Here is a 23,557-nt window from a genome sequence, read left to right on the forward strand (position 1 = left end):
TATTCCTAAAAGTAGAGGGAGATCTCCGACTTTCTTATTTAAAGTGATAGAGGAAGATCAGTTTCCCTGTAAAAGCAGGTTTTTTCTGGCCTTTGATTTCTAGTTTGATGCTCATTTCTGTTTTTACCGTTCCCCTGAGGTTGGTGATATTGGACAAGGAGGCATGGAGCCGTACTTCGCTGTCGACGACTACAGGTTGTGCAAAGCGCAGTGATTCTATCCCGTAATTGACGAGCATTTTAAGGTTGTTGACCTTTACGATCTGTTCCCAAAGGTAAGGAACAAGAGAAAGCGTCAGGTAGCCATGTGCGATAGTATTGCCAAAAGCGCCTTCTACTTTGGCCTTTTCTGGGTCGGTATGAATCCACTGATGGTCGAGCGTAGCATCTGCGAATTTATTGATTTGATCCTGTGTGATTGTGTGGTATTCAGAAGATCCTAGGCTTTGCCCAATGTATTTTTCGAATTCCTCGAAACTGTTGATGACTAATTGACTCATAAAGTATTTTGATAATTTAATAGGCGAATATACACAAAAGGCAGTAGATAAGAAACCAGCGGTTTGAGACCTATTGATCCTTCATTTTTGATGTTTCTATGAACGTTTCTCAAAAAAAGTTATTGTTTTTGAAAAAAAAATAGTTGTTTTGACGAAACTACTTTGTTTTTAAAGAAACACTACTTACTTGATTTTAAGATGATTGCGATTTTTAAAAAGACGTTGATTATTGTCTTCTCGCTACTTTTATTTATAGATAATATTGCAGCGGCCCAAGATAAAGCAGAAATACAGCTGATTAATTCAAAGATCAACAGTGCCGAAACCATTCGGCTTACCGATGATTATGAGGTTCTTATCAGTGTAAAAAATAAGATAGTTATTCTCAACAAGGATGGGCTGAAGGATGGTAACATTTGGCTTCAGTACAGTGATTTGATGTCTATCGAGGACTTTGGAGGGGAAATCACAGACCAGAGCACTGGTAAAACCATCGAAAAACTAAAGCTGAAAAATTTTAAGGACGTGTCCTATATCAGTGAAGGGTCAGTGTTTGAGGATGATCGATTGAAATACTATAAGCCGTCTTTCAACCAGTTTCCAATAGAGGTCTCCTATGAATACACCCAAAAGATCAGCGGAAACATGTATATCCCATCATGGACACCGGAAGGAAGAGCTAAACAGCTGGTAGAAAAAGCCACCTTGGACCTGGTCTATCCAGAGAAATTGGGACTGCGGTATAAGATGGAAAATATGGAAAAGGCCCCGTTGATTTCCAAAAACGATGGGGAGGTGATACTAAAGTGGGAATTTGAGAATCTCTTCAGTCTTGATACATCTGAGAAAGATAGTTCGGCTTTAGTGAAAATAGCACCAGAGGAATTTTCCATGGAAGGCTATGTCGCCGACATGAGTACGTGGAATGGCTTTGGCCAATGGGTGAACGAACTCATGGCTGGAAGAGCAGGACTTTCTCCTCAGGCCAATGCCACCGTAGCGGAAATCATCGACACCCTTGAGACAGATCGGGCAAAGGTAAAGGCCTTGTACCGCTATCTGCAACAAAATTACCGCTATGTCAGTATTCAAATGGGAATCGGAGGTTTTCAGCCTGTCTTTGCCAATGAAGTATATGAAAAGAAATATGGTGACTGTAAGGGGTTGACCTTTTTGATGAAGGCCATGCTCAAAGAAGCAGGAATTCCTGCCAATTATACTTTAGTGAGAGCAGGAAGCGATGCTGAAGATATTGATGCAGCATTTTCTTCCAACCAGTTTAACCACGCTATTTTACAAGTTCCAGCAGAAGGTGATACGGTATGGCTGGAATGTACTTCCAGTACGCTTCCTGCAGGGTTTTTGGGAAGTTTTACGAAGGACCGTCACGTGCTGGCCGTAACTGATGAAGGGGGCGTTTTGGTCAAAACCCCAAGCTATGACACGGATGAATACAACCAGATCAAAAATATATCTAAGGTGAGCCTTCTTGGCAATGGAATGGCTCGTATCCACCAGGTCAAAGAGCTGACGGGTTTTGCAGCCCAAAATTACCTGTATGCTCAGAGCCTTCTCAATGAAAAGGACATCCAAAAGTACCTCTATCATGACCTGGGATTCAGTGGAGCCCATATTGAGGATTTTGACCTTAGTGTGGATGAGAGCAAAAGTATTCCCTCGGTGGTATTGAACCACGATACGTTTTTGCGGCAGTTTTACCAATCCACTAGCAAAAGAATGATCATTACTCCGCAGTTCCAGTCGATAAAAAGTGACCTGCTTAGTAATCGGTTTATGAAATGGGAAGAGCAGTGGGAGATCGTGAGTGAGGAAACCTTGGAGCTGGAAAGTGGCGAAAAGGAGATGAATCTATCCGAAGACTTTTTTGATTATACCAAAGATATTCGGTTTGTGGACAACATCCTTACCGTAGTGAGGACAGTGGACTTTCATTTTCCTAGCTCCATCGATGAGGATGACTTGGATAAGACCCTCAAGCAAATAGAACAACTAGATAATCAACCAATATTTTTAAGAAAATGAACTACTCTACCAAGTGTTATGGAATGGCCATTTTGACTTTGGCCATCCTGATTCTATTTACCTCTACGAGTTTTTCCCAAGAGATCAAGCTGGGAAAATACAGTCAGGAAGAGCTTGATATGACTTCCTGTAGTTTTGAGCCCGAAGCCTCGGCCATAGTGCTGGGAGAGCAGGGCGTCAGCTTTTTTGCACGATCCCATTTGGTCACAGAGATCAAAAGAAGGATCAAGGTGTTTGATAGTGAAAAAGCCAAGGACCATGCCGACATTACCATTCGCTATTATGTCGGAGAAGATGGTGACATAGAAAATGTCAGTGGGCTGAAGGCACAGGTGATGAATTATGAAAATGGCAAAGAGGAAACTACCAAGCTGTCCAAAAGTGATTTTTATGATTCAGATGCTGGCAATGGCTATAAGGAAATCCGCTTTACTTTCCCTGAAGTGAAGGAGGGGGCTATTTTGGAATATGAGTACAAAGTGTATTCAAAATCCATCACATTTATCGATGGCTGGAGTTTTCAGAATGATATTCCTACAGTTTTTTCCCGGTATAGGATCGACATTCCCGAGCATTTGGATTATAGGTTTTTGGGGCAAGGGGAAAACTTTGTCTTGGCCAATCAAAGTAAAGAAAGTAGGTACGGCGAAAATGAGTGGATACTTACCAATCTCAGGTCGATCAAGCCAGAGCCGTATATGAACAATTTTGTGGATTACCTGGACAGGATCGAATTTCAGCTTGCTGGCTATAAGGATTTCAGTAATAATGGGATTTATGAATCCTATTTGGGTTCATGGCAAAAGCTGGCAGACGAACTTTTCAGTATTGACAATTTCAAGTCCTATTTTAGAAACAATGTAGCCAAAGATCTTCAAGAGATCGAGGTGGAAGGTGATACTGACCTGGCCAAGGCTACCCATATTTACGAATATATTAAGGAGCATTATGGGCTGAATGATGAGAGGGGATTTGTTCCGAGCCAGTCTGCGAAGCGGCTTATGGATGGCAAAGTGGGCGGTCAGACGGATTTAAACTTGCTTTTTATGGCCATGTTACGGGCTCATGGAATCCAGGCCGATCCGTTGCTGATCAGTACCAAGGGCAATGGACGTTCGTATTTGGTGCAGTTTCCTTTTGTGACCCAGTTTAATAGGCTGATCGTTCAGGCCGTCATTGATGGAGAGCCTGTTTATGCCGATACTTCCGAGGAGCACATGCCCTTTGGATATTTGCCGATGAACAGCCACGTGAAGGGAGGCTTTTTGGTGATGGAAAAAGACAGTGGCTTGATCAATGTGACTATAGACCATAAATCGGGTCTCAAGCAGATGGTAGACGTTACCTTTCAGGGGGATACGGTGCATTATGACCACGCAGTGCGGTATTTGGATTATGATGCAGTGGATTTTTTGGAAGAAAATGGCGGGCTGGCTGTAGAAGATGCCCAAGAGTGGTTTAAGCTGGAGGAGAATAGTTATGTGGGTGATCTTAGTATGAACAAGAGCATGGATGGTGCCTTGAAGGTGGAGAGCAAATTTGACCTGTACAAAACCTTTGACCATTCTACAGAAATGCTGTTGGTCAGTCCCATCGTGATTGCCCGTCATAAAGAAAACCCCTTCAAAGTGGATGAGCGGAATTTTCCTGTGGATTTCAATTACCTCGTGTCCGATAATTATATTACCACTATTCATGTGCCGGAAGGATATGTACTGGATGATTATCCGGAGCAATTGGCCATAACCATGCCAGGCGGCTTGGCCAAATTTATGTACTTGCCACAGGAGGACAAGGCCAATAAGTTGCTTCGGATCAATATGATGCTTGATATCAACAGTGAAATTGTCCATGCTTCCGAATACCAAGAGCTAAAGACATTTATGGAGTTTTTGGTCAATAAACTCCAAGAACCTGTAGTGCTGAAGAAGACAGCGCTTATTTCAGAAGTAGAATAATCATCACCCGTCTCGTTCACAGAGCGAGACGGGTATTTTAACCCGGTTTATGCATTAGGGATCGTTATGAGGTAGTCTCAGGCCGCAATACCTGTGCGCCGTGGCGTAGATAGGCTATGCATATTCTGGGTTTAATTTGCAAGGCTTACTTTGATGGCTTTTCTTTTGATGCGCTGGCCTTTTGAAGCGGCAATGGCCTGTGGGTACTTTTCTCTTTTTACAGCTACATAAGAGAAGAAGTCTTTTACTTCGATAAGGCCAAGATCCTCTTTTTCCATAAAGTCAAACTGGAGGAAGAATCCTACTAGGTCGATTTTGTTGACTTTGTCTTTCTTGCCCTTGTTGATGTGCAAGGTGGCAAACTGCGGTGCTGGCGCATGGTTTTCCGGTGTGGGAGTAAATTCCTCTGGTTCTTCCTGAAGGTAGTTTGGGAGGTAATCCTTTTCTGTCATCAGCAAAATACATGTGCCCGTAGCTTTCATTCGGGCTGTTCGGCCATTCCTGTGCAGGTAGGTAGTCTCTTGGGGAGGCAGTTGGTAGTGCACCACATAGTCCAATTCGGGAATGTCTATTCCCCGTGCGGCGATATCGGTGGCGATCAGCACTTGTGCACTTCCGTTCCGAAATTTGGTCAGCTGGGATTCACGTTCGTCTTGTTCGAGTCCACCACGAAAGAGGGAAAAGATCACTTCGTGCTGATCCAGGAATTCTCCGATACGGTCACAGGCATCCCGATGATTGGCAAAAACGATGACATTTTGACCTTTCCCCAGGCTTTTGATAAGTGCGAGCAATCCTTCCAGTTTGCCCTCTTTTGGAGTGACTATTTTTTGGACCTTGAGGTCTGTGGAGGTGGCTTGCTGGGTCTCCAGTGTATAATGGTCGTCGAAGTCCAGGTAATAGGGAAGTTCAATAGAACTGGTGGCAGATACCAAGACCTTGTCCGTCACCTGAAAGAGTTGTCCTGTGATGTATTTCATTTGTCCGGCAAATCCCATTTCGAGGGATTTGTCAAACTCATCAAATATAAGATGGCGGATGGAATCAGGTGAGAACGTTCCCCGTTCCAAGTGATCCTTGATCCGGCCGGGCGTGCCGACTAAAATGCTTGGTGGCACTGAAAAGTTTTTCCGCTCGATGCTGAACATATGCCCGCCATAGCATGCATTTACTTTGACGGGAAGCTTCATCTGCTTCAGGACACTTTCTATCTGGAGGACAAGCTCCCTGGTGGGGGCAAGGACCATGGCTTGAATGCCCTCTTTTTCTTCCAGTTTCTCCAACAAGCTGAGCAGGTAAGCCAAGGTTTTTCCACTGCCCGTAGGGGCGATGAGCATAAGGTTTGCATGCTCCTTTGAAGCTTTTAGTGTTTCCTGCTGCATCTCGTTAAGTGACGAAATGCCCAGGTTTTGGAGGATGGTTTGCTGATTTAGATTGGAAAGTGTCATGCCTCAAAGGTAATTCAAGTATCTTTATAAATCAGAAATTATTTCGATTCGATGGAAGAGCAACCTAATAACCCCATGCACGGGGTAAAACTAGAGCAGATCGTGACCGTGTTGGTCAAATATTATGGCTGGGAGAATCTAGCAGATAGAGTGCCTATCAACTGTTTTATCTCTAATCCCAGCATCAAGAGCAGCCTGAAGTTTCTCCGCCGTACCCCATGGGCACGGGACAAAGTGGAGGCGTTGTACATGGATCTATTGAAGAAAAAGTAGTTGCTTTAGCATCTATAGGCCAAGAAAGGCACCTCCCACAAAAAAATGCTTCCAACACTAGGGGTCAGCTGAAGCTTTAAAAGGAGGGCGAAACTAACGCCCCCATTTTTATTTAGCGTCTTCGTTTCATGACGAGGCTATCTGCCGGATACTTCTCTTTTAGCATGGCCATTTGTGACCTTGCCCAGTCGATCAAGGTAGTTTTTTCCTTCTCCGTTAGGTCGGCTTCTGGGTGCATTCCAAGAGCGGTGTATGAACTAAGCGGCATTTCCCCTTCTTCGACCATCTCTATGATTTCCTCCAATTTGTGGTTTTGACGGGCGATGGGGGCATTGGTGAAGTCGTCAAAGTTTAGGTGGCGCTTTCCGTCCTTGATGTGGCCATCGAGCCACCAAGCCACCGGTTGGAAGTGGGCGTACCAAGGGTAATCCGTGCTGTTGCTGTGGCAGTCATTGCAGGCTCTCCCGAGAATGGACGTCACCTCATCAGTGAGCACATAGTCAGCAGCCAATGGTGCTGGCTGGGCATTGGAGCTGTTCTTTTCAGGCCGGAAAAACTGTATGATGATAAATATGGCCAAAAGTGCCAAAAGGATTTTTTTTAACATGGTTTGCGTGGTTTGTAATGATCTATTCGTTAAAGATAATCAAACTGCGCAAAAATGAAATGTATTAAAAACTAATCTGATTATACGCTTTATTGCCAGTAGGTTTTATTTCTCACGGAACGCACAGAACCCCCAGAATGAAAAAAGGCTTTTCTGAGATTCCCATGTTTTCTGTGAGCATCTATTTAATTTTCCTGTGATTACTGGTGTCGTTGCGGATAATCATAAAAACTAATTACAGTACAGATAGCCTAGTGGGTTTTCTCCGTAATCAATTTGTCCATTAGGAGGTAGGCTTCCGTGTTGATGTGGGCTTTCCTGCCTAGTGCTATCACAAAATCAATGAACGTAGCCTTTTCTGTTTGAGGGGCTTCTTGCTCCACGTCAAGTTGCAGGGAAGACTTGGCACTGTAAGGGAAGTTGGACAGCATGTTAAGCGCTTCTTCTACGTCACTGTCTTGCAAAACGGTGGTTTTGACATTTGCTACAGCTTGAACCTCCTGCATGAGTTTTTGCAACCGCTTCACCAGTTCTTCTCTTGCCGCTACTTCACCAAAAGTCACATCATAAGCGGTGGTGATGGCCGCCAAGGGAGATACAAAAAGGAATTTTTTCCAGAGGACTTTTTTAATCTCTGAGGTGTAGTGGGCATCGATTCCTGCTTTTTGGAGTAGCGTGGTGATCCACCGGAAATCACCGGACCCTTCTTTGCCAAAAATCACCTTGCCAGGGCCTCCTACATGGTGGATTACTCCGGGCTTTTCAATGTTGGAGGCAATATAAATACAGCCTTCTAAAACGGTAGGCGGGTTTTTAGGAAATTGTTGAAGGATGGTTTCGGCAGCATTGATGCCATTTTGTAGGGGAAGGATTACGGTGTCAGTGGAAATGCAATCTTGAAAATTGGTAATCACTGATGGAAGCGAAAAGGCTTTCGTCGCGATGATCAACAAATCGAGCTGACCTATTTTCGCAGGATCATCACTTGCAATGCTTGGTTTGGTATGGATCTGCTGCCCATCGGCGTGTAGGTTAATGCCATTTGTGGAGATTTCTTGCTGGGTAGTTCCCCGGCAGATAAAGATGATTTCAGCAGCAGGGTCGTTTTGGTAGGCATGGGCCAGTTTTGCGCCAATAAATCCTCCTACTCCTCCTATTCCCAGAACACCAATTTTCATTTTTGGATGGGGTTAATGGTAAAATTATTAATGATGGATAAAATGGAGGCTGCCACATAAACCTGTGCTTCGCGATGGGTCAATAAGATAACCAAACATCCCGAATACCGCTGATCGGTCGGGGATCAGCAGAATGGATTATGGGGCAGCCTATAATCAATCAGTTTAAGTTTTCGTCATCAAAATCATCTTCATCAGGAGCTTCCATGTCAAACATGCTGCTGAAGAGGTCTTTAAACTGCATGCCCGTGTCTAGCAGTTTTTTGCTGAGCTGGCTGTATTCTGCGAGGCCGTGGAGGGCAAACTCCATATAAAATTCCTTTTCCTTTTCTGGCAGTTGTTTTACGAAGTCCGTGGTGACTTTTTCGAGCCCAGGGACTTCATGAAGGGCTTTTTTGTATTCCTTGTCACTTTGAGAAGCCAAAATGTCAATATGGTTGCCTTCGCCAAACCAAGAAAGTGGCAGGACATAAGGGTTGCCTTCCTTGTCTTTTTTCTTCTGCTCAGGAGTGGGGAAATGTTCGGCAAATAACGTTCTGATGGCTTTTCCGATGAGGTTATAGGCCACTAGTCCGGCACCTTCCTGCTCTCCTTCGTAGACCAGCTCTACTTTTCCTGTGATGGCAGGGATGATTCCGATAAGATCGGCTATTCGCGTGACCGTTTCGTTTTCATCATTGAGGTAGATTCTGCGTTCTGCTGCCGAGAGGAGGTTTTCGTATGCCGATATGGTAAGCCTGGCAGATACGCCGCTTTTTTCATCCACATATTCGCTGGTACGAGCTTCTACAGCTACTTGCTCGATCAGGTTTTTCATTAGTTCCGGAATATGGATCTTGTCCATAGGTTTCCCGTCGACTTTAGCTTCTTGGGCAGTGATCTTCTTACCGGTCTCAATGTTTTTAGGATAGTGGGTAATGATCTGGGATTCGATACGGTCCTTCAGTGGTGTGACGATACTGCCCCGGTTGGTATAATCTTCAGGGTTGGCAGTGAAGACAAACTGGATATCCAAGGGCAGCCTGAGCTTAAAGCCCCGGATCTGGATATCGCCTTCCTGCAGGATGTTAAACAGGGCCACTTGGATTCTGGCCTGCAAGTCGGGCAGCTCGTTGATCACAAAGATAGAGCGGTGGGAGCGCGGCACCAGTCCGTAGTGGATGACCCGTTCATCATTGTAGGAGAGCTTTAGTGTAGCCGCTTTGATGGGGTCTACGTCACCGATGAGGTCGGCTACCGAGACGTCAGGAGTCGCCAGTTTCTCTGTGTAGCGCTCATTTCTGTGCCACCAGCTGACTGGTGTGTCATCACCTTTTTCTTCAATTAAATCCTTCGCATAACTGGTCAGTGGCTGCAAAGGGTCGTCATTGAGCTCAGTTCCTTCTACGATGGGCACATATTCATCCAATAGCTCCGTCATTTGACGGGCTATTCTTGTTTTGGCCTGCCCTCTTAGTCCCAGAAAGTTGATGTTGTGCCGCGAAAGAATGGCACGTTCAATGTCCGGAATAACAGTGTCCTCATATCCCCAAATGCCCGCAAAGACATTTTCTTTGGCTTTGATCTTTAGGATCAGGTTTTGGCGAAGTTCTTCTTTGATGGATTTGGGCTGATAGCCACTGGCCTTTAGTTCGCCGAGTGTTTTTATCTTTAATAAATCTTTGCTCTTCAATTGCTGGTATGTCATGCTTAAAAGCGTTTTGTTCTGTTTTTTCTGTAGTCTTCAAAAATAAGGTGCCCCAGACCTTTAAGGTTGCTGTAGTAGGCATTTCCATTATTGGCTTTGGTAAACTCCTGTACAAATTCCTTTAAATAAGGATCGGATGCAATCATAAAGGTGGTAACGGGTATTTTTATTTTTCGACATTGTGCGGCTAGTTTCAGGGTCTCGTTTAAGATTTTGCTGTCAATGCCAAAGCTGTTTTTGTAATACTTGATGCCCACTTTCAGACAAGTAGGCTTCCCGTCGGTAATCATAAAGATCTGTTTATTGGGATTTTTCCGCTTTCTTAATAGGTCCATTGCCAGCTGTAATCCTGCCACTGTGTTGGTGTGGTATGGCCCCACTTGAAGATAGGGGAGGTCCTTGATTTCGATCTGCCAAGCATCATTGCCAAAGACAATAACGTCTAAGGTGTCTTTGGGGTAGCGGGTCTTGATCAGTTCGGCGAGTGCCATGGCTACTTTTTTGGCAGGTGTGATACGGTCTTCGCCATAAAGGATCATGGAGTGGGAAATATCGATCATCAGCACCGTACTGGTCTGGGTACGGTATTCGTTTTCAGTGACTTCCAGGTCATCTTCGGTGAGGAGAAAATCCCCGCCAAAGCCATGGTTAATCTGGGCATTGCGGAGGGAATCAGTCAGGGCTATCTGTTCGAGGTTGTCCCCAAATTCAAAAGGTCTGCGGTCACTTCCTTTTTCGTCCCCTTGACCAGAGTGCGTCGTTCGGTGTTGGCCTCCTTTGCCTCTCTTAAGTTTACCAAAAATCTCTTCTAAGGCGCTTTTGCGGATTTGTTGCTCCGATTTTCCTGTGATTTTTATTTCACCTTTTTGATTTTCTTCCGTCAGGTAGCCTTTATCCTTGAGATCATCGATAAAATCACCTATCCCATATTGAGGATTGGTCATTCCATATCGATTGTCGAGGTTGGTCAACCAGCTCAGCGCTTCTCCTACATCACCACCTGTCATGGTGATCAGCTGAAGAAACACTTCAAGAAGGTTCTCAAAAGTACTTTTGTTGGGGTCTTTTTGAGGGGTGTATTTAGTAAATCTAAATCCTTTCATATAGAAGTGATAACAAGATTGGCCCGAAGGTAGTTTGGAATTTGTCTATTTTTTATAAAAATCACATGTAGCTGGCTTTAGACAGCTCCTTTTTTAATTGTAAGCTAATGACTGTTACTTATCACATTTAATTTACAAATAATTGTCCGAGAATATAAAAGAGGTTTTAAAGAATTTGATCTTTGCTTAATTTGTCATTGTATTAATTTTTACCAAAAATGAACAAAAAGTATAAAGTAATAGGTAAAGTGCAAGGGGTGTTTTTTAGAAAAAGTACACTTGAGAAGGCATTGGATTTAGGAATAAGGGGTTGGGTGAAGAATGAACCAGATGGATCAGTGTTGACTGTTATCCAAGGTACTGAAGCACAAATAAAAATGATGGAAAAGTGGTTGAAGGAAGGGCCTCCAAAGGCAGAGGTCACCTACTTGTTATTACTTGATGAGGGCTACGATAAACCTTTTGATAAATTTGAAATCAAATCCTGAGCAGATATCATCACTATGGAAGTGGTACTGGATTTTAGGCTATTTTCAGTTTAAGTTCACCTTTTCTTTTGACGATTTTCAAATCGAAAAATTCATTCACAAAACTCTTACAACGGTTTTCGGCAAATTCAGCCCTGTTTTCCGTGTCGAAAAGTACGGTCATTCTCAGCATGGTCTTTACATACGATTCATGATGGCCCAATTCCCGCAGCCAATAAATGAATTGTGTCTTCCAGTCTTCTTGATATTTGTCGAGGTGACTACGGCCGTCAAATAGGAATTCAAGCTGGTTGGAACCGTATTTGAAACGATAAATCCCACTCAACTGCTCATAGATGACCTTGATACGGTCTTTGGGGAAGGTGTTGGTTTCAATAATTTGTCGGTAGGTATTATCTACCAAGCCCAACGGGTTGTAAAGTAACGTGTAGGAATTTTTCAGTTCCGTGACCATGACTTCCGTTAATTCTTCTTCCAAGACAGACTGAGCCTGACGGAGAATATAATTTTTATCTAACGGAAATAACTTTTGAATCATGGCAAGGATAACGAATAACGCCGCAAATTACATTTTTATCGCCAAAACGTAAAATTTTTGTTTGTACTTTTTCGGGGCTAGGGCCGAGGAATGCACTATTGAACCCGATTTATGCATTAGCCTATCTACGCCACGGCGCACAGGTGTTGTGACCTGAAACTGCTTCAAAATCAGTCGTTTCACTTTAGTTTGGAGGCATTAGCGTAGCACCGCTACGGTTATACCTCCAAACTAACTGATTTTCTTGCAATTTCAGCTCTCACTACGATTCCTAACGCATAATCCGGGTTTAAGGACGTGTTTTCTTGTTATGAGACAGCCTTTAGAGGATATATGGCTTATCGTGCAGAACTGCTACTGATGGTCTGACCAAAGAAAATACTGTTGTAAAATAGTTTGTTGGTTCCAAACCAAAAGGCCCTGAAATTGGGGTTGTCCACAAAACCAATGACTTTGCCGCGGCCTACTGCCGAAACACGGATCATTGCAGTGTTTTTCATTTGCTCCAAGTTATAAGGGTATACATATCCACTTGCCAAAGGGGCGTCAGTATAGATTAATGGATTGGCATAGGGGTTTTCCGATGGTAGTAAGAACTGGTTGCTGTTCCGGAAAGTGTATAATTCTTCCTCTTCATAGCCATACCCCAAAGGATGTGTAAGGTCCAAGTTTACATTGAAGATAGCTCCTCCAGTGACTTTTGAACCACGGTCGTTGGAAAAGTTAGCGTAGCTTTTTTGGAGCGTGCTGTCTTTTTCTGTTGCTGTTTTAAAAGTGAATTCACCAATTTTATGATCACTTAGCCAGTTTAGGGCTCTCCCTCTTGCGATGATCGTTCCCCCTTTACTAACCCAGTTTCTCAGGTCCTCGGTAACACTGCCGCTGAGGTTTCCGTAGCTGCCATTGGGCATGATAAGGGTGTTGTACCTGTTGAGGTCTGCCCGGGAGACCAGGCCCGTAGGTAATAGGGTGATAGGCATTTCTAGGCGTTGGTCAAGTAAGTGCCATATCTCACCTGCTTCATAACTGGATACCCCTCCATCTACCAAAAGGGCCACCTCCGGTTTTTCAAGGACGTCGATGCTTGGAGATCCCATGTTGATGCCTCCTGTGTATCCCGTGTTGACGGAATGGATGATGATTCCGGTGTTCTGGGCGGTCGCTTGCAAGTCCTCAAAAAATGCTTGGTCAGAAGCTCCCGACCTTCCTTTGTCCACCAAGATTGTTCCCCTGCCAAACTTCAGTTCTGCACTGACTTCAAATGGCTTATGGGCCACGCGGAGGTTGTAGCCTTTGTCCATCAGCTGGTAAGCTGCTTTTGGGGCATAGTACTCGTTCCACTCAAAGGCATATCCGTAAGCCCCGGCAGCTCCTTCTACTTTGCCTTGCGGCATGGACAGGCCTGTATTGACTTCCTCGACATTGGCCAAGTTAAGTATGCGGCTGTTGACCGCCATAAACTCCATATCAAAGGCCATGGGCAAAGTCCAAGCCGAAACATCATAGAATAAACTGTCCTGAAACTCCGTACGGGTTTCGAACATCCCCTTGATCAATCTGTACTGAGGTTGGTTAAGGGGAACGATGTAGGCTTTGTTTGCTTTAAAGTCTACACCATTGACTGTCATGTCTTCCTTGAGGCTGTACAGTTTGACCTTGTGTTGAAGGATCATGTCTGCAAGGTGAAATGTCCTTCCATTATCCTTGGCCAATCCAAAAATGTACGCCTTGTTGGTGTCTGCGTCAGCGTCGGATTTGGCATCGATATAGAAATCACGCATGTAGTTGTTAAGCTCCGTTTTCATCGCTACCGCTGCTTCGAACGAGGAAAGTGATGCGGTAAATTGATTTCTAATAGTGAAAGCGAAGCTTAGGGGGCCATTGATACTTTCCTGAAGGTGTCCGCGGGAAGAGGCCTGTTCAAACAAAATCCCTATTTGTCCCTGTACGTCAGGGTAAGTGGAGCCCTTGCCGTAATAGAAGTCGTCATAGTTTTCTTGGGTAAAATAGAGCGATCCTATTTCGTCCAGGTGTTTTGCGTGATATTGGGCGATCTTTTCTGTCAGTTCAAAATTCTTTGATGGTGTAAGCGGATGGTTCCTGCTTGGGATACCCGGTTGGAAGAAAAAGGTACTATTGGTGCCCATTTCATGAAAGTCCAGTACAAGATTGGGTTTCCACTCCTGTACCTTGGCAATTCTGCTTCTGGATTCAGGGTGCTGGACTGGCAGCCAGTCTCGGTTGAGGTCAAACCAGTAGTGATTGGTACGCCCACGAGGCCACGCTTCATTGAGTTCCCGGTTGTTGGGGTCGCCGTTCATATGGATGCTACGGTTACTGTTTACCCAGCTGGCAAAACGGTTGATGCCGTCAGGATTGATACCGGGCTCCATGATGATGACGATGTTTTTGAGGTCTTCATCTATTTCATTGGCGGCAGCAAAATGATAGGCAGCCAAGAGTGACGCATTTACACCACTGGCTTCGTTGCCATGGACTGAGTATCCCATGTACACCACAGCGGGCATTTCTTCAATATCCAAGTTCCGGGATTCGCTAGGATCGCGAAGTTGGGCCCGTTGAAACTTGATGGCATTCAGCCTGCCAAGGTTATCAGGATGGCTAAAGGTGAGCATCATTAGGGGCCTTTGCTCATATGTGCGGCCAATGACCTCAAACTTTACCCGGTCAGAGGCATCGGCCAAGGCTTTCATGTACATGTGTACTTGGTCATAGCTTACATGCCATTCACCGATATTAAAGCCGAGCACTGACTCTGGGGTAGGGATATCCTGGTTATAAGTGTACCCTGGTTTCATGTAATAGTCTAAAGAGACTTTTTCCTGAGCAAAGCCCTGAAAAGCCACTAAAAAGAGAAAAAGGGGTAATAATCTTTTCAACATCTTTTTTTTATTAGAAGGTTTGATTTTATGATTGTTCAAAGCTGCACAATAATTATTGAAAAAATTAAGTAAATTAATTCTGAAGGTAAAATAAACTGATCGAATAGTGTTTTTTATCTTTCGATATAAAACAAGGAATATGGGAAAGTTAGGCATCATAGGGACAATTATTTATATACTTACCATCGTAGATGTGGTAAGAAGCAAATTTCACACCGATACGGATAAGGTTATTTGGGTGCTGATCGTGGTGTTACTTCCTTTGGTGGGGTCTATTTTGTGGTTTTTGATAGGAAGGGGCAAGGCCATATTGTGAGCAAAGGTAGCAATTGCTTTAATGCCCATTTTCTGCTTTGGAAATCAGTGTGACTCAGCCTAGCGCACGGGCGTGGAGGAAAATGGGAAGATGGCTACTTTTTGAAAAGCTCTTGCAGTGCATGGTCCAAGGTCGCATACCGGAACCTAAAGCCACCACTGATGATTTTGTCACAAGAGATTTTATTGCCTCCCAAGATCATTCCTGCCATTTCACCCAAGACCATTTTGAGCAAAAAACCGGGCACAGGTAAGTTGATAAATGGTTTGCCTTTAGCGGCGGCGGCCTTTTTGGTGAGAACACGGTTGGTGACAGGTTGTGGAGCGACCGCATTATAGCTTCCAGTAATGTTGGTGGCCTCCAGGGCATACATGTACATTTGGACCAGGTCTTGGAGGTGAATCCAGCTCATGTACTGGTTCCCACTTCCTAGAGGTGCTGCTACAGGAGGTTGTAGCATTTGGGGTAGTGCTCCCCCATTTCGGTCCAGTACTACCCCTGTGCGCAAGGCGACCGTACGGATACCTAAGCTTCCGAGTTGGAAGATGGATTTTTCCCATTTGTCCACCACCATGGCCAAATAATCATTGCCAAGTGGGCTTTGTTCATTGAGCCATTCGTCGCCATTGTCCAGCCCGTAATAGTTGGCCCCACTAGCAGAAATGATGACTTCTGGTCTTTTTTCAGATATTCGGAGTTGGCTGAATAAAAGCTCTGCTGATTGCGTACGACTTTCCAGAATCAGCCTTTTTCGAGCAGGGCTCCATCGTTTTTCCGCTACCCCGGCGCCAGCGAGATGAATGATGGCATCTGCCCAATAGAGGGCCTCATCATCGATGTATGCTTTTTTAATGTCCCAGCCAAAACTCTTTTGAGGCTGCTTGTCGGGTGACCTGCTTAGCCAGGCAACACGGTAGCCGTTACCTTCCAAGGCGTTGGTCAAGGGTTTTCCCACCAATCCGGATCCTCCAGTGATCAATATGTTTTTCATCATGGCTTTTAATACAATAACTGTATCTTTCGGGATAAGTTAAGAAAAAGTATATATTTGTCCTAGGTGATGGGGTACCACCTTTAACCGCCCTGATTTTTTCAGTGCTGATGACTCCTGCTTCAACTTGTATATAAATTTCCTTTAAACTGCAATGTCTATGTTGGAGAGGGCGCGTGATTTGATTCATTTTAAGAGGTTTGTAACCTCCGAATTTGTTCCCAGCTTGTTGTACACCTTTAAATGGCTCGTGTTGGCTATTTTTATAGGGCTTTTGGTGGGGACTGCTTCCGCATTCTTTTTATTTGGTCTCGAATGGGCTACCCATTTCAGGGAAGCTCACATGTATATGATAGCCTTACTTCCAGTGGGAGGTTTTATGATCGGTTGGGTGTATTATACCTATGGAGAATCCGTCGTAAAAGGCAATAACCAGCTTTTGGAGGAGTTTTATAACCCGTTGACCCCCATACCGTTGCGGATGGCTCCTTTGGTGGTTTTCGGAACGATCGCTACACACCTTTTTGGCGGTTCGGCAGGGCGAGAGGGTACAGCGGTACAGATGGGAGGAGCCATTGCTGATCGGTTTACCAAGTGGTTTAAGCTCGGTGCATTGGACAGAAAGGCCGTCATTACCCTTGGGGTAGCGGCAGGCTTTGCCTCGGTATTTGGGACGCCGCTGGCAGGAGCGGTTTTTGCGCTGGAATGGTTGATCGTCGGAAGGGTTCGCTATGAAGCCATCCTGCCTGCATTCTTAGGCGCGTATGTGGCTGATTATGCTTGTGCAGATTATTGGCATGCCCATCATACGCCTTATGATATTCCCTTTATTCCTGACCTGACCTTGGTAAATGTATTATGGATCATTCCTGCAGGAATATGTTTTGGCTTGGCGGCGCGGTTGTTTTCGAAGGCGACCCAGTTTTTTGGTGAGGCTTTTAGAAGTACGGTAAAATATCCGCCACTCAGGCCGGTGATCGGCGGGGCAATGGTAGCGGCGGTTGTTTTTTTGATCGGAACGACGAAGTACATTGGTTTGGGGGTGCCGACAATTGTGGAGGCCTTTGAGACCCCGTTGCCATGGTATGATTTTTTGGCCAAAACAGGATTTACCTCATTGACACTGGGAGCCGGATTTAAAGGTGGTGAGGTGACTCCGCTCTTTTATATCGGCGCCACTTTGGGCAATATGCTCTCAGGAGCCATTCCGCTGCCCATGGCGCTTTTGGCTGGGATGGGGTTTGTGGCCGTTTTTTCTGGTGCTACCAATACTCCGCTGTCATGTACACTGATGGGCATAGAGCTTTTTGGTGCTGAATCAGGAGTGTACGTGGGGCTTGCCTGCGTTGTGGCGTACCTGTTCAGTGGACATTCGGGTATCTACGGTTCCCAAGTAATTGGCTCTCCCAAACACGTATCACTAGACCGTAACAAAGGGAAGAGGCTAGGTAAATTGTAACCAATGTGAAGTATAGTTCCGTAAGAAGGACAGATATAAATGCTCACTGACAACGGGATTTTTTGCTGTTCGGGATATGTTATCCCGAACCGGAATGATGGGGATTTCAAATCCCCCTCTGCCCTGCTTTAATTGCTTAACGCACAATACCTACAAGGCGGATCCACTTAATAACCTCAGTTCGACTATAAAACCGTTTCCGTACAGTGGTCGGAACATGCACTGCGAGGCTTAGTGGGAGATTTGAGGGATGGAAGCCGTGGCAGTCTTAGTATTTGGGGGTTGCCACACCCTTTTCCAGCCCACATCCTCCTGAAAAGGGTTCGCAATGACGGTTTTAATACTTAAAACAAGTCTAACTCAGGTTAATAAGGCTACTTTATTCACCATGCAATTTACGATCACTGGTTACTAACTACTCCCTACAGCGATCCCCTGTCAATAAAACTAAAGATATTGGGCACCACTTCCTGCTTGTGTTTTTTGATCATATAAGCAGCAGACTCGCCCATCAGCTCAAAATCCGTTGAGATGACCGTAATATCAAAGAGTTCTTTCAATGGTGTATCATTATAAGAAACCACGCCAATGTCTTTACCAATCTGATACTGCATGTCCCGTGTTTGCTTCACTAGGCTTACCAAGTCATTTTCATCGATGACAATATAGGCATCCTTTTTCTGCAGCTCCATATCGGGATAGATTTTATCCAGCACCTCTGCATCAAAATGGTGCGTGTTACAAAAGTTCAAAAAACCCTGTTTGATTTCCTTGGGATAAGGGTAGATAGGGTTGTTTGGAAAGGCCAGGATGAGTTTGTCATACTTTTTTAGTTGGTCCTTGGCTTCTTCCAGTGCCCTATAGATGTCCATTTTGAAATCCTGGTAGATGCAGGCAATATTATCCCCCATCTCTGGTAGATAATTGTCCATGATCACTAGCCTGCCCTTAGGGATTTTCCTCATGCAGGAGATGACCTCTTTATCATAATTGGTGTGGGTGGCTTTTTGGTCCTTAAAATGGGGCATGATGACGAAGTTGTCATAAGCACCCATGTTTTCTTCCAAAATATTGATCAACAACTGCGGGTCACAATGGTATACCCTGAGATCAACTTGGTTGTCGGAGCCCATGCTGTTTACGAAGGTGTTGTAAATCTCCAGCTTATAGTTGCTCAGCTTATTGAGGATAAAAAGTATTCTGCTGTTGGAGCTATTTACTGCTTTGTTTACGTAGAAGCCCTTGGAAACCACCGAGGTGATGATTTTCTTTTCCCTTAAGAGATTGTAGGCCCTTACGACCGTGTCCCTGCTGAGGTAATATTCTTCCGAAATATCATTGATGGAAGGTAGTTTCTCTCCTACTTTGAGATAGCCATTTTCAATGTTCTTGATGATGGAATCTACGATTTGTTGGTATTTGGGGATTCTGGACTTGCTGTCGATCTGTAAAAGAAGTCCTTCTGCTACTAATGTCATAACGCTATCGAGTTGGTTAATACTAAGGGTTTAATTGTTGTAAACAATTGGCCATTTTTGGAGTGAAGGCCAAGAGTACAAACGGGCAATTAATTTACGCTTAGGGTTAACAACTCTTTTCGCGATACAATCGGAAAAGCTGACTAGCTAGCCAATCAGTAGAAGTGAATGAGGTGAAGTGCAACCTCACAAAACTTCACATGCAATATAACTATTGCTGACTAAAGTGCCCAATATTTATAATTTTTTTTATGGAAAAAATAGGCGGTTATTTTTATAAAAACTACTTGTAGGCAAAAATAGGGTAGGTGAACCCCTAGGTATTGGTGCTCGTTATAGAGCAGGTTACGTTGCTTCTGATGGCCATTCGGCCAGTCAGGTCCTCATTGCTATGTATTTTAGTAAAACTCAGGTTATGGCTGTTGATCAGTAGGACTGATCGTTACTCTTTTTCTTGGAACAGGTCACTGATCCACCGATCGCTGAGTTCCAGCCATGTGGCGGCATTGCCGTGCTGCTCGAAATTACCGCTGCCGTATCCATGGCCACCTTTTTGGAAGAGATGGAGTTCTACTGGAGTGTCAAATTGATGGAGTGCTTTTGCGTATCGGATCGAGTTTTCTGCAGGAACAGCGCCATCGTCCCATGAGTGCACCAAGAAAGCAGGTGGTGTCTCCGTATTGACCTGTGTTTCGTTTGAAAAATATGTTTCCCATTCGGTTTCCAGTTTTTCGCCCAGAAGGTTACGTCTTGACCCTTGATGTGTGATGGCGGTGTCCATGCTGATGACAGGATAGACCAATACGCTGAAATTAGGTTTGGAGCTAGGGGTTTTTCCTTCAGCAGGATGATTATGGACGGAGACAGATGATGCTAAATGACCGCCGGCAGAAAAGCCCAATACGCCGATTTTATCCTCTCCATAGCCCCATTTGGAGGCATTTTTTCTTAAAAAACGCATGCCCTCCTCTGCATCCATCAGTGGTACTTCCCATGAAGCGTTTAGCAATTCCTCTTCTGGTAACCTGTATTTTAATACGGCTGCGGTATATCCGCGCTCACTGTACCAGCGTGCTATTTGGTGGCCTTCATGCTGGATGGCAATGATCTTATATCCACCACCAGGGCAGATGAGTATGGCTTTGCCATTGCTTTCGTTTTTCTGTGGACGATAGACGGTTAATTGAGGGATGGCTACTTCTGTGATCCTTCCTCCGTTTCCGATACCATCTTTGGCTACGAGCTTTTTGGTATTCGGAGCTTCTTTTGGATAGAGTGGGTAAGTTTTTTGTTGGGCAAAAGCCAAAACAGGCGCCGCCAATAGAACTAAGGCGATGAACACCTTTTTGCTGAAAAACATCATAATGGGCTTTATTGGTAATTATAGATTTACGCAAATCTATAAAAAAAAGAGGCCTATGACGAGGCCTCTTCAGATTTTTTGTTCATCCACATGGGAGCAGTGATAAACCAAAGTACCGTACCAATAAACATCAGGGTTTTACATTGGTCAGGGGAAATAATCCCTTGAAATACCAAAAAGGCAGGGATAAGGTTTAAGGCCAATGCGATAAATGATATAAGTTTGATAATAGCTTTCATGGTTGATTTGGGTTAGGATACGGGCACTTCTCGTTTGGAAGAAGTGTTTTTAATGTCAGGTAATGGGGTGTTTTTTTGGATGATTTTACTGCTTGCGATGTAGATGATTACAGCTACAAACCAGCCAGGTAGTCCCAAGAAAAAGATCTCGACTCCTACAAATAGGTTGAGGCCCAGACAGAAAACCAAAGTAATCAGCCAAGTGATCCCTACAGCAGGGTTGAAATTACGATTGGTCAGCTCTGCGAAGTTGGATCTCATGCCCATCTTGGGCAAAAGGAAGATATCAATAAATATGACAGCCCCTACTGGCATCAGCACCAAGCCATACAGTGCCACGAAGTCCAGCAACTGCATCATTAACGCAGGGAAACATGCTGCAATTGTGGTGATCAATCCCACAAATAGCGTGACTTTCCAGGTTTTCCAGTTGGGATTAATGGATTGGATGGCGAGACCTGCACGGTAGAGCGTAGGATTGGCGGTAGTCCATCCGGCGATGATCACACAGATCGCTCCTGCGATACCGACTGCCTCGTAGGCAATAGGTCCCGGGGCAAATACCAGACTGCCGTCTGATTCCAGTAGGAAAAGTGAATACAAGATGCCTGAAGCAAGCCAAGCCACATAGTGCCCCAAGAAGACGCCAGTGGAAGTTGCAAAGCCTGCTGTCCACTTTTTGGCATATCTCAGGATGGACATGTCTGCCATTCCGATGTGCATGGCCATATTACAAAACCAAGCGAAGAACATGATGTGCCAGAAGGTAAACTTGGTTTTGCCTTCCAAAGGTACGCCAGACCAGATGGTTTCTTGCGCCACTGGCCAGAAATCACTGATGGAGTTGATCCCTAATCGCGGCAGTACTGCTACGGCAGCTGCGACGAAGATCATGATCATCCATGGCGCAGCGATGTTGGCAAACTTCACCACTTGGTTAAAGCCAAACATGGCAATAACTGTCGTAATGGCTCCGACCACAAATACCGTAAGGACAAATCCAAGGCTGGTAGGCAGGGTGTCGTCCAGTGCCGGCATGGCCAAGTCAAAGGGGATCCCGACAGCCGTGGCAGCTACAGTGATCATGGCACCTGCCAAAAAACAGAAAGCAACGGCATTGACCAAATTATAGATCATGGTGAAGCGGCTTCCTGCTATTTTCTCCAATTGGAAGTACAAGGTGTGACGGGTTTTGGTAGCGGCTTTGCCTGTGAAATAAGCCCAACTGAGCACCGCAAGGATATTTCCTATCAGCAATCCACTTACCAAGTCGATCGCACTGGCACCATGGGCGACAAATAGCGGCCCAAGGACAAATTCCGTCCCCGCGGTATGCTCACCGGCATAGGTGCCTACAAAGGATTTCCAGCTTTTAAGCTTACTCTTAGGGATCGCCTCCCTTTCATATTCGTTGACAGATTCTAGTTTCTGTACAAGGTTCTTTTTATCGGACATGTTATTAAACCGTATTTTGGGTAGGTGTGAAATTAAAAAAATACAGGATAAAAGCTATCCTGTACTGTTATGAAGGAGTGGTGTGCAGTAGTTTAGATAGAGCCTCTATCGATAAAGTTAAAGACATTCTTCACCACCTCTTTTTTGCGTTTCTTGATCATATAAGCAGCTGTTTCACCCATTACCTTAAAGTCCGTGGACATGACCGTGATGCCCAAGAGCTCCTTTAGAGGCGTGTCATTATAGGAGATGACCCCTACGTCTTCGCCAAGTAAGTATTCTTCATCCCTGATCTGCCTCATGAGATTGACCAAGTCGTTTTCCTCAATGAGGATATAGGCATCATTGGGGCTAAGTTCCATTTCGGGATAGATGGTGTTGATGATTTCAAATTCCAGTCCGAATTCCACACAAAACTTCTTGAATCCCTGCTTGATTTCTTTAGGATAGGGGTAGATGACATTGTCAGGATAGACCAAAATCAAGGTGTCGTACTTTTGAAGCCGGGCTTGCCCTTCTTTAAGTGCTTTGTAAATGTCCATTTTAAAATCCTGATAAATGGACGCCACTTCATCTCCGAGGTCGGGCATGTAGTTGTCCATGATGATCAGCTTATCAGAAGAGATTTTGCGAAGGGCATCGATTACATCTTGGTTGTAGTTATTATGGTGTAAATCGTCGTCCTTGAAATGGGGCATCACTACATAGTAATCATAGGCTCCCGTATTTTCATTAAGTAGGTTCAGTAGGTTTTTTGGATCGCAATGGTAGATGTGGAGATCTACTTGCGCGTCAGCACCTAGGCTGTTGACAAATGAATTGTAAATGCGAAGTTTGTAATTGGACAGTTTGTTCAGCAAGAAAAGCACCTTTACCTGGGATTGGGATACATTTCTGGCGACATAATACCCCTTGCCTTTTACAGAAACGATGATCTTCTTTTTCTTAAGAAGGTTATAGGCTTTTTCTACGGTATCCCTCGACAGGTAGTACTCTTCACTGATTTCATTGATGGAGGGGATTTTTTCACCCACAGATAGGCTGCCTTTTTCAATGTCCTCAATGATGGAATTGACGATTTGCTGGTATTTCGGAATCCTGGACTCCGAATCAATACGGATGGATGTTGGAGCTTCGATCATTTTGGGGGTTAGGTCGTTGTGCAATCGATTGTAATATAAATAGAACTTGCTATATCAAGCAAGTGTCGGTAGATATTTTATGTGGGCGGTAGTCGGTTGTTGTAGGTGTTTAAGCGTTTGATGAGGTGGAATGTTATCTTTTAGTTGCTTAAACGCTTTTTTCAGAGAAATATAATTTGGTTATCCAATTAAAGAAATGTAATGAATTTATTAGAAAGAAGAAAGAAAACTGTTCTTTTCGAAATCGTTTGCTGTAAATGTAAGCAATTGATTTTGGGGTGTACAATGCTGTTTGGTACAATCGATTGCACATTTTTAATAGGAATGTTATTACTGGGGGGATTTTAGAAATAAAAGTGGTTCTATATGATTTACTGTGGGCAACTTTT

20 protein-coding genes and 1 riboswitch are annotated in these 23,557 nt (G+C 44.4%); of the genes, 6 read left to right on the forward strand and 14 right to left on the reverse strand.

The features are described from left to right. Positions 1 to 34: 34 nt before the first annotated feature. Positions 35 to 499 (reverse strand): MaoC family dehydratase, encoded by a 465-nt coding sequence (locus tag DN752_RS13910; protein WP_112784511.1) that lies wholly within the window; start codon positions 497 to 499, stop codon positions 35 to 37. 198 nt (positions 500 to 697) lie between these two features. On the opposite strand from DN752_RS13910, the gene DN752_RS13915 reads away from it, so the two are divergent. Both DN752_RS13915 and DN752_RS13920 read left to right on the forward strand, forming a co-directional pair. Further along, positions 698 to 2,542 (forward strand): transglutaminase-like domain-containing protein, encoded by a 1,845-nt coding sequence (locus DN752_RS13915; protein WP_112784512.1) that lies wholly within the window; start codon positions 698 to 700, stop codon positions 2,540 to 2,542. Next, entirely contained in the window at positions 2,539 to 4,500 is a 1,962-nt protein-coding gene (locus DN752_RS13920) for a DUF3857 domain-containing protein (protein ID WP_112784513.1), read from the forward strand. The genes DN752_RS13915 and DN752_RS13920 overlap by 4 nt, the downstream gene beginning before the upstream one ends. Positions 4,501 to 4,631: 131 nt before the next feature. Here the strand turns inward: DN752_RS13920 and DN752_RS13925 are convergent, their stop codons facing one another. Beyond that, positions 4,632 to 5,948, reverse strand: coding sequence for a DEAD/DEAH box helicase (locus DN752_RS13925; protein ID WP_112784514.1), 1,317 nt, complete (start codon positions 5,946 to 5,948; stop codon positions 4,632 to 4,634). A gap of 51 nt (positions 5,949 to 5,999) precedes the next feature. Between DN752_RS13925 and DN752_RS13930 the strand changes: the two genes are divergently transcribed. Beyond that, positions 6,000 to 6,221, forward strand: a complete 222-nt coding sequence (locus DN752_RS13930; RefSeq protein WP_112784515.1) for a VF530 family protein — start codon at positions 6,000 to 6,002, stop codon at positions 6,219 to 6,221. A gap of 112 nt (positions 6,222 to 6,333) precedes the next feature. On the opposite strand, the gene DN752_RS13935 is transcribed toward DN752_RS13930, so the two are convergent. The 4 genes from DN752_RS13935 to DN752_RS13950 form a co-directional block, all read right to left on the reverse strand. Continuing rightward, positions 6,334 to 6,828 (reverse strand): heme-binding domain-containing protein, encoded by a 495-nt coding sequence (locus tag DN752_RS13935; RefSeq protein ID WP_112784516.1) that lies wholly within the window; start codon positions 6,826 to 6,828, stop codon positions 6,334 to 6,336. Positions 6,829 to 7,079: 251 nt separating this feature from the next. Further along, on the reverse strand, positions 7,080 to 8,006 hold the full coding sequence (locus tag DN752_RS13940) for a ketopantoate reductase family protein (protein WP_112784517.1): 927 nt from the start codon (positions 8,004 to 8,006) through the stop codon (positions 7,080 to 7,082). A gap of 160 nt (positions 8,007 to 8,166) precedes the next feature. Beyond that, a complete protein-coding gene (locus tag DN752_RS13945) occupies positions 8,167 to 9,693 on the reverse strand; it encodes a P-loop NTPase family protein (protein WP_112784518.1) in 1,527 nt (508 codons plus the stop codon). Positions 9,694 to 9,695: 2 nt separating this feature from the next. Beyond that, entirely contained in the window at positions 9,696 to 10,796 is a 1,101-nt protein-coding gene (locus DN752_RS13950) for a vWA domain-containing protein (protein ID WP_112784519.1), read from the reverse strand. A 218-nt stretch (positions 10,797 to 11,014) separates the two neighbouring features. On the opposite strand from DN752_RS13950, the gene DN752_RS13955 reads away from it, so the two are divergent. Continuing rightward, positions 11,015 to 11,284 (forward strand): acylphosphatase, encoded by a 270-nt coding sequence (locus DN752_RS13955; protein ID WP_112784520.1) that lies wholly within the window; start codon positions 11,015 to 11,017, stop codon positions 11,282 to 11,284. Between the two features lie 34 nt (positions 11,285 to 11,318). Here DN752_RS13955 and DN752_RS13960 read toward each other — a convergent pair whose 3' ends face one another. Further along, positions 11,319 to 11,822: a hypothetical protein gene (locus DN752_RS13960; RefSeq protein ID WP_112784521.1), complete on the reverse strand. Its 504-nt coding sequence runs from the start codon at positions 11,820 to 11,822 to the stop codon at positions 11,319 to 11,321. Between the two features lie 338 nt (positions 11,823 to 12,160). Continuing rightward, entirely contained in the window at positions 12,161 to 14,725 is a 2,565-nt protein-coding gene (locus tag DN752_RS13965; protein WP_112786552.1) for a M14 family metallopeptidase, read from the reverse strand. A 139-nt stretch (positions 14,726 to 14,864) separates the two neighbouring features. Here DN752_RS13965 and DN752_RS13970 point away from each other — a divergent pair, with 139 nt between their 5' ends. Further along, complete coding sequence (locus DN752_RS13970) at positions 14,865 to 15,041, forward strand: PLDc N-terminal domain-containing protein (RefSeq protein ID WP_112784522.1); 177 nt, start codon at positions 14,865 to 14,867, stop codon at positions 15,039 to 15,041. 94 nt (positions 15,042 to 15,135) lie between these two features. On the opposite strand, the gene DN752_RS13975 is transcribed toward DN752_RS13970, so the two are convergent. Beyond that, positions 15,136 to 16,035, reverse strand: coding sequence for a TIGR01777 family oxidoreductase (locus DN752_RS13975; protein ID WP_317048496.1), 900 nt, complete (start codon positions 16,033 to 16,035; stop codon positions 15,136 to 15,138). Positions 16,036 to 16,088: 53 nt separating this feature from the next. After that, a riboswitch (Fluoride riboswitch) is annotated at positions 16,089 to 16,159 on the forward strand. A 33-nt stretch (positions 16,160 to 16,192) separates the two neighbouring features. On the opposite strand from DN752_RS13975, the gene DN752_RS13980 reads away from it, so the two are divergent. Continuing rightward, entirely contained in the window at positions 16,193 to 17,491 is a 1,299-nt protein-coding gene (locus tag DN752_RS13980; RefSeq protein ID WP_112784523.1) for a voltage-gated chloride channel family protein, read from the forward strand. A 422-nt stretch (positions 17,492 to 17,913) separates the two neighbouring features. Here the strand turns inward: DN752_RS13980 and DN752_RS13985 are convergent, their stop codons facing one another. The 5 genes from DN752_RS13985 to DN752_RS14005 all read right to left on the reverse strand — a co-directional run bounded on the left by DN752_RS13985 (position 17,914) and on the right by DN752_RS14005 (position 23,168). Next, complete coding sequence (locus DN752_RS13985) at positions 17,914 to 18,969, reverse strand: GntR family transcriptional regulator (RefSeq protein WP_112784524.1); 1,056 nt, start codon at positions 18,967 to 18,969, stop codon at positions 17,914 to 17,916. A 442-nt stretch (positions 18,970 to 19,411) separates the two neighbouring features. Continuing rightward, positions 19,412 to 20,332, reverse strand: coding sequence for an alpha/beta hydrolase (locus DN752_RS13990; protein ID WP_245949225.1), 921 nt, complete (start codon positions 20,330 to 20,332; stop codon positions 19,412 to 19,414). Between the two features lie 53 nt (positions 20,333 to 20,385). After that, complete coding sequence (locus DN752_RS13995) at positions 20,386 to 20,571, reverse strand: hypothetical protein (protein WP_112784526.1); 186 nt, start codon at positions 20,569 to 20,571, stop codon at positions 20,386 to 20,388. Positions 20,572 to 20,583: 12 nt separating this feature from the next. After that, positions 20,584 to 22,026: a purine-cytosine permease family protein gene (locus DN752_RS14000; RefSeq protein WP_112784527.1), complete on the reverse strand. Its 1,443-nt coding sequence runs from the start codon at positions 22,024 to 22,026 to the stop codon at positions 20,584 to 20,586. Positions 22,027 to 22,118: 92 nt separating this feature from the next. Next, positions 22,119 to 23,168, reverse strand: coding sequence for a GntR family transcriptional regulator (locus DN752_RS14005; RefSeq protein WP_112784528.1), 1,050 nt, complete (start codon positions 23,166 to 23,168; stop codon positions 22,119 to 22,121). Positions 23,169 to 23,557 lie beyond the last annotated feature (389 nt).

It is taken from the genome of Echinicola strongylocentroti (genome assembly GCF_003260975.1).
Lineage (GTDB): Bacteria > Bacteroidota > Bacteroidia > Cytophagales > Cyclobacteriaceae > Echinicola > Echinicola strongylocentroti.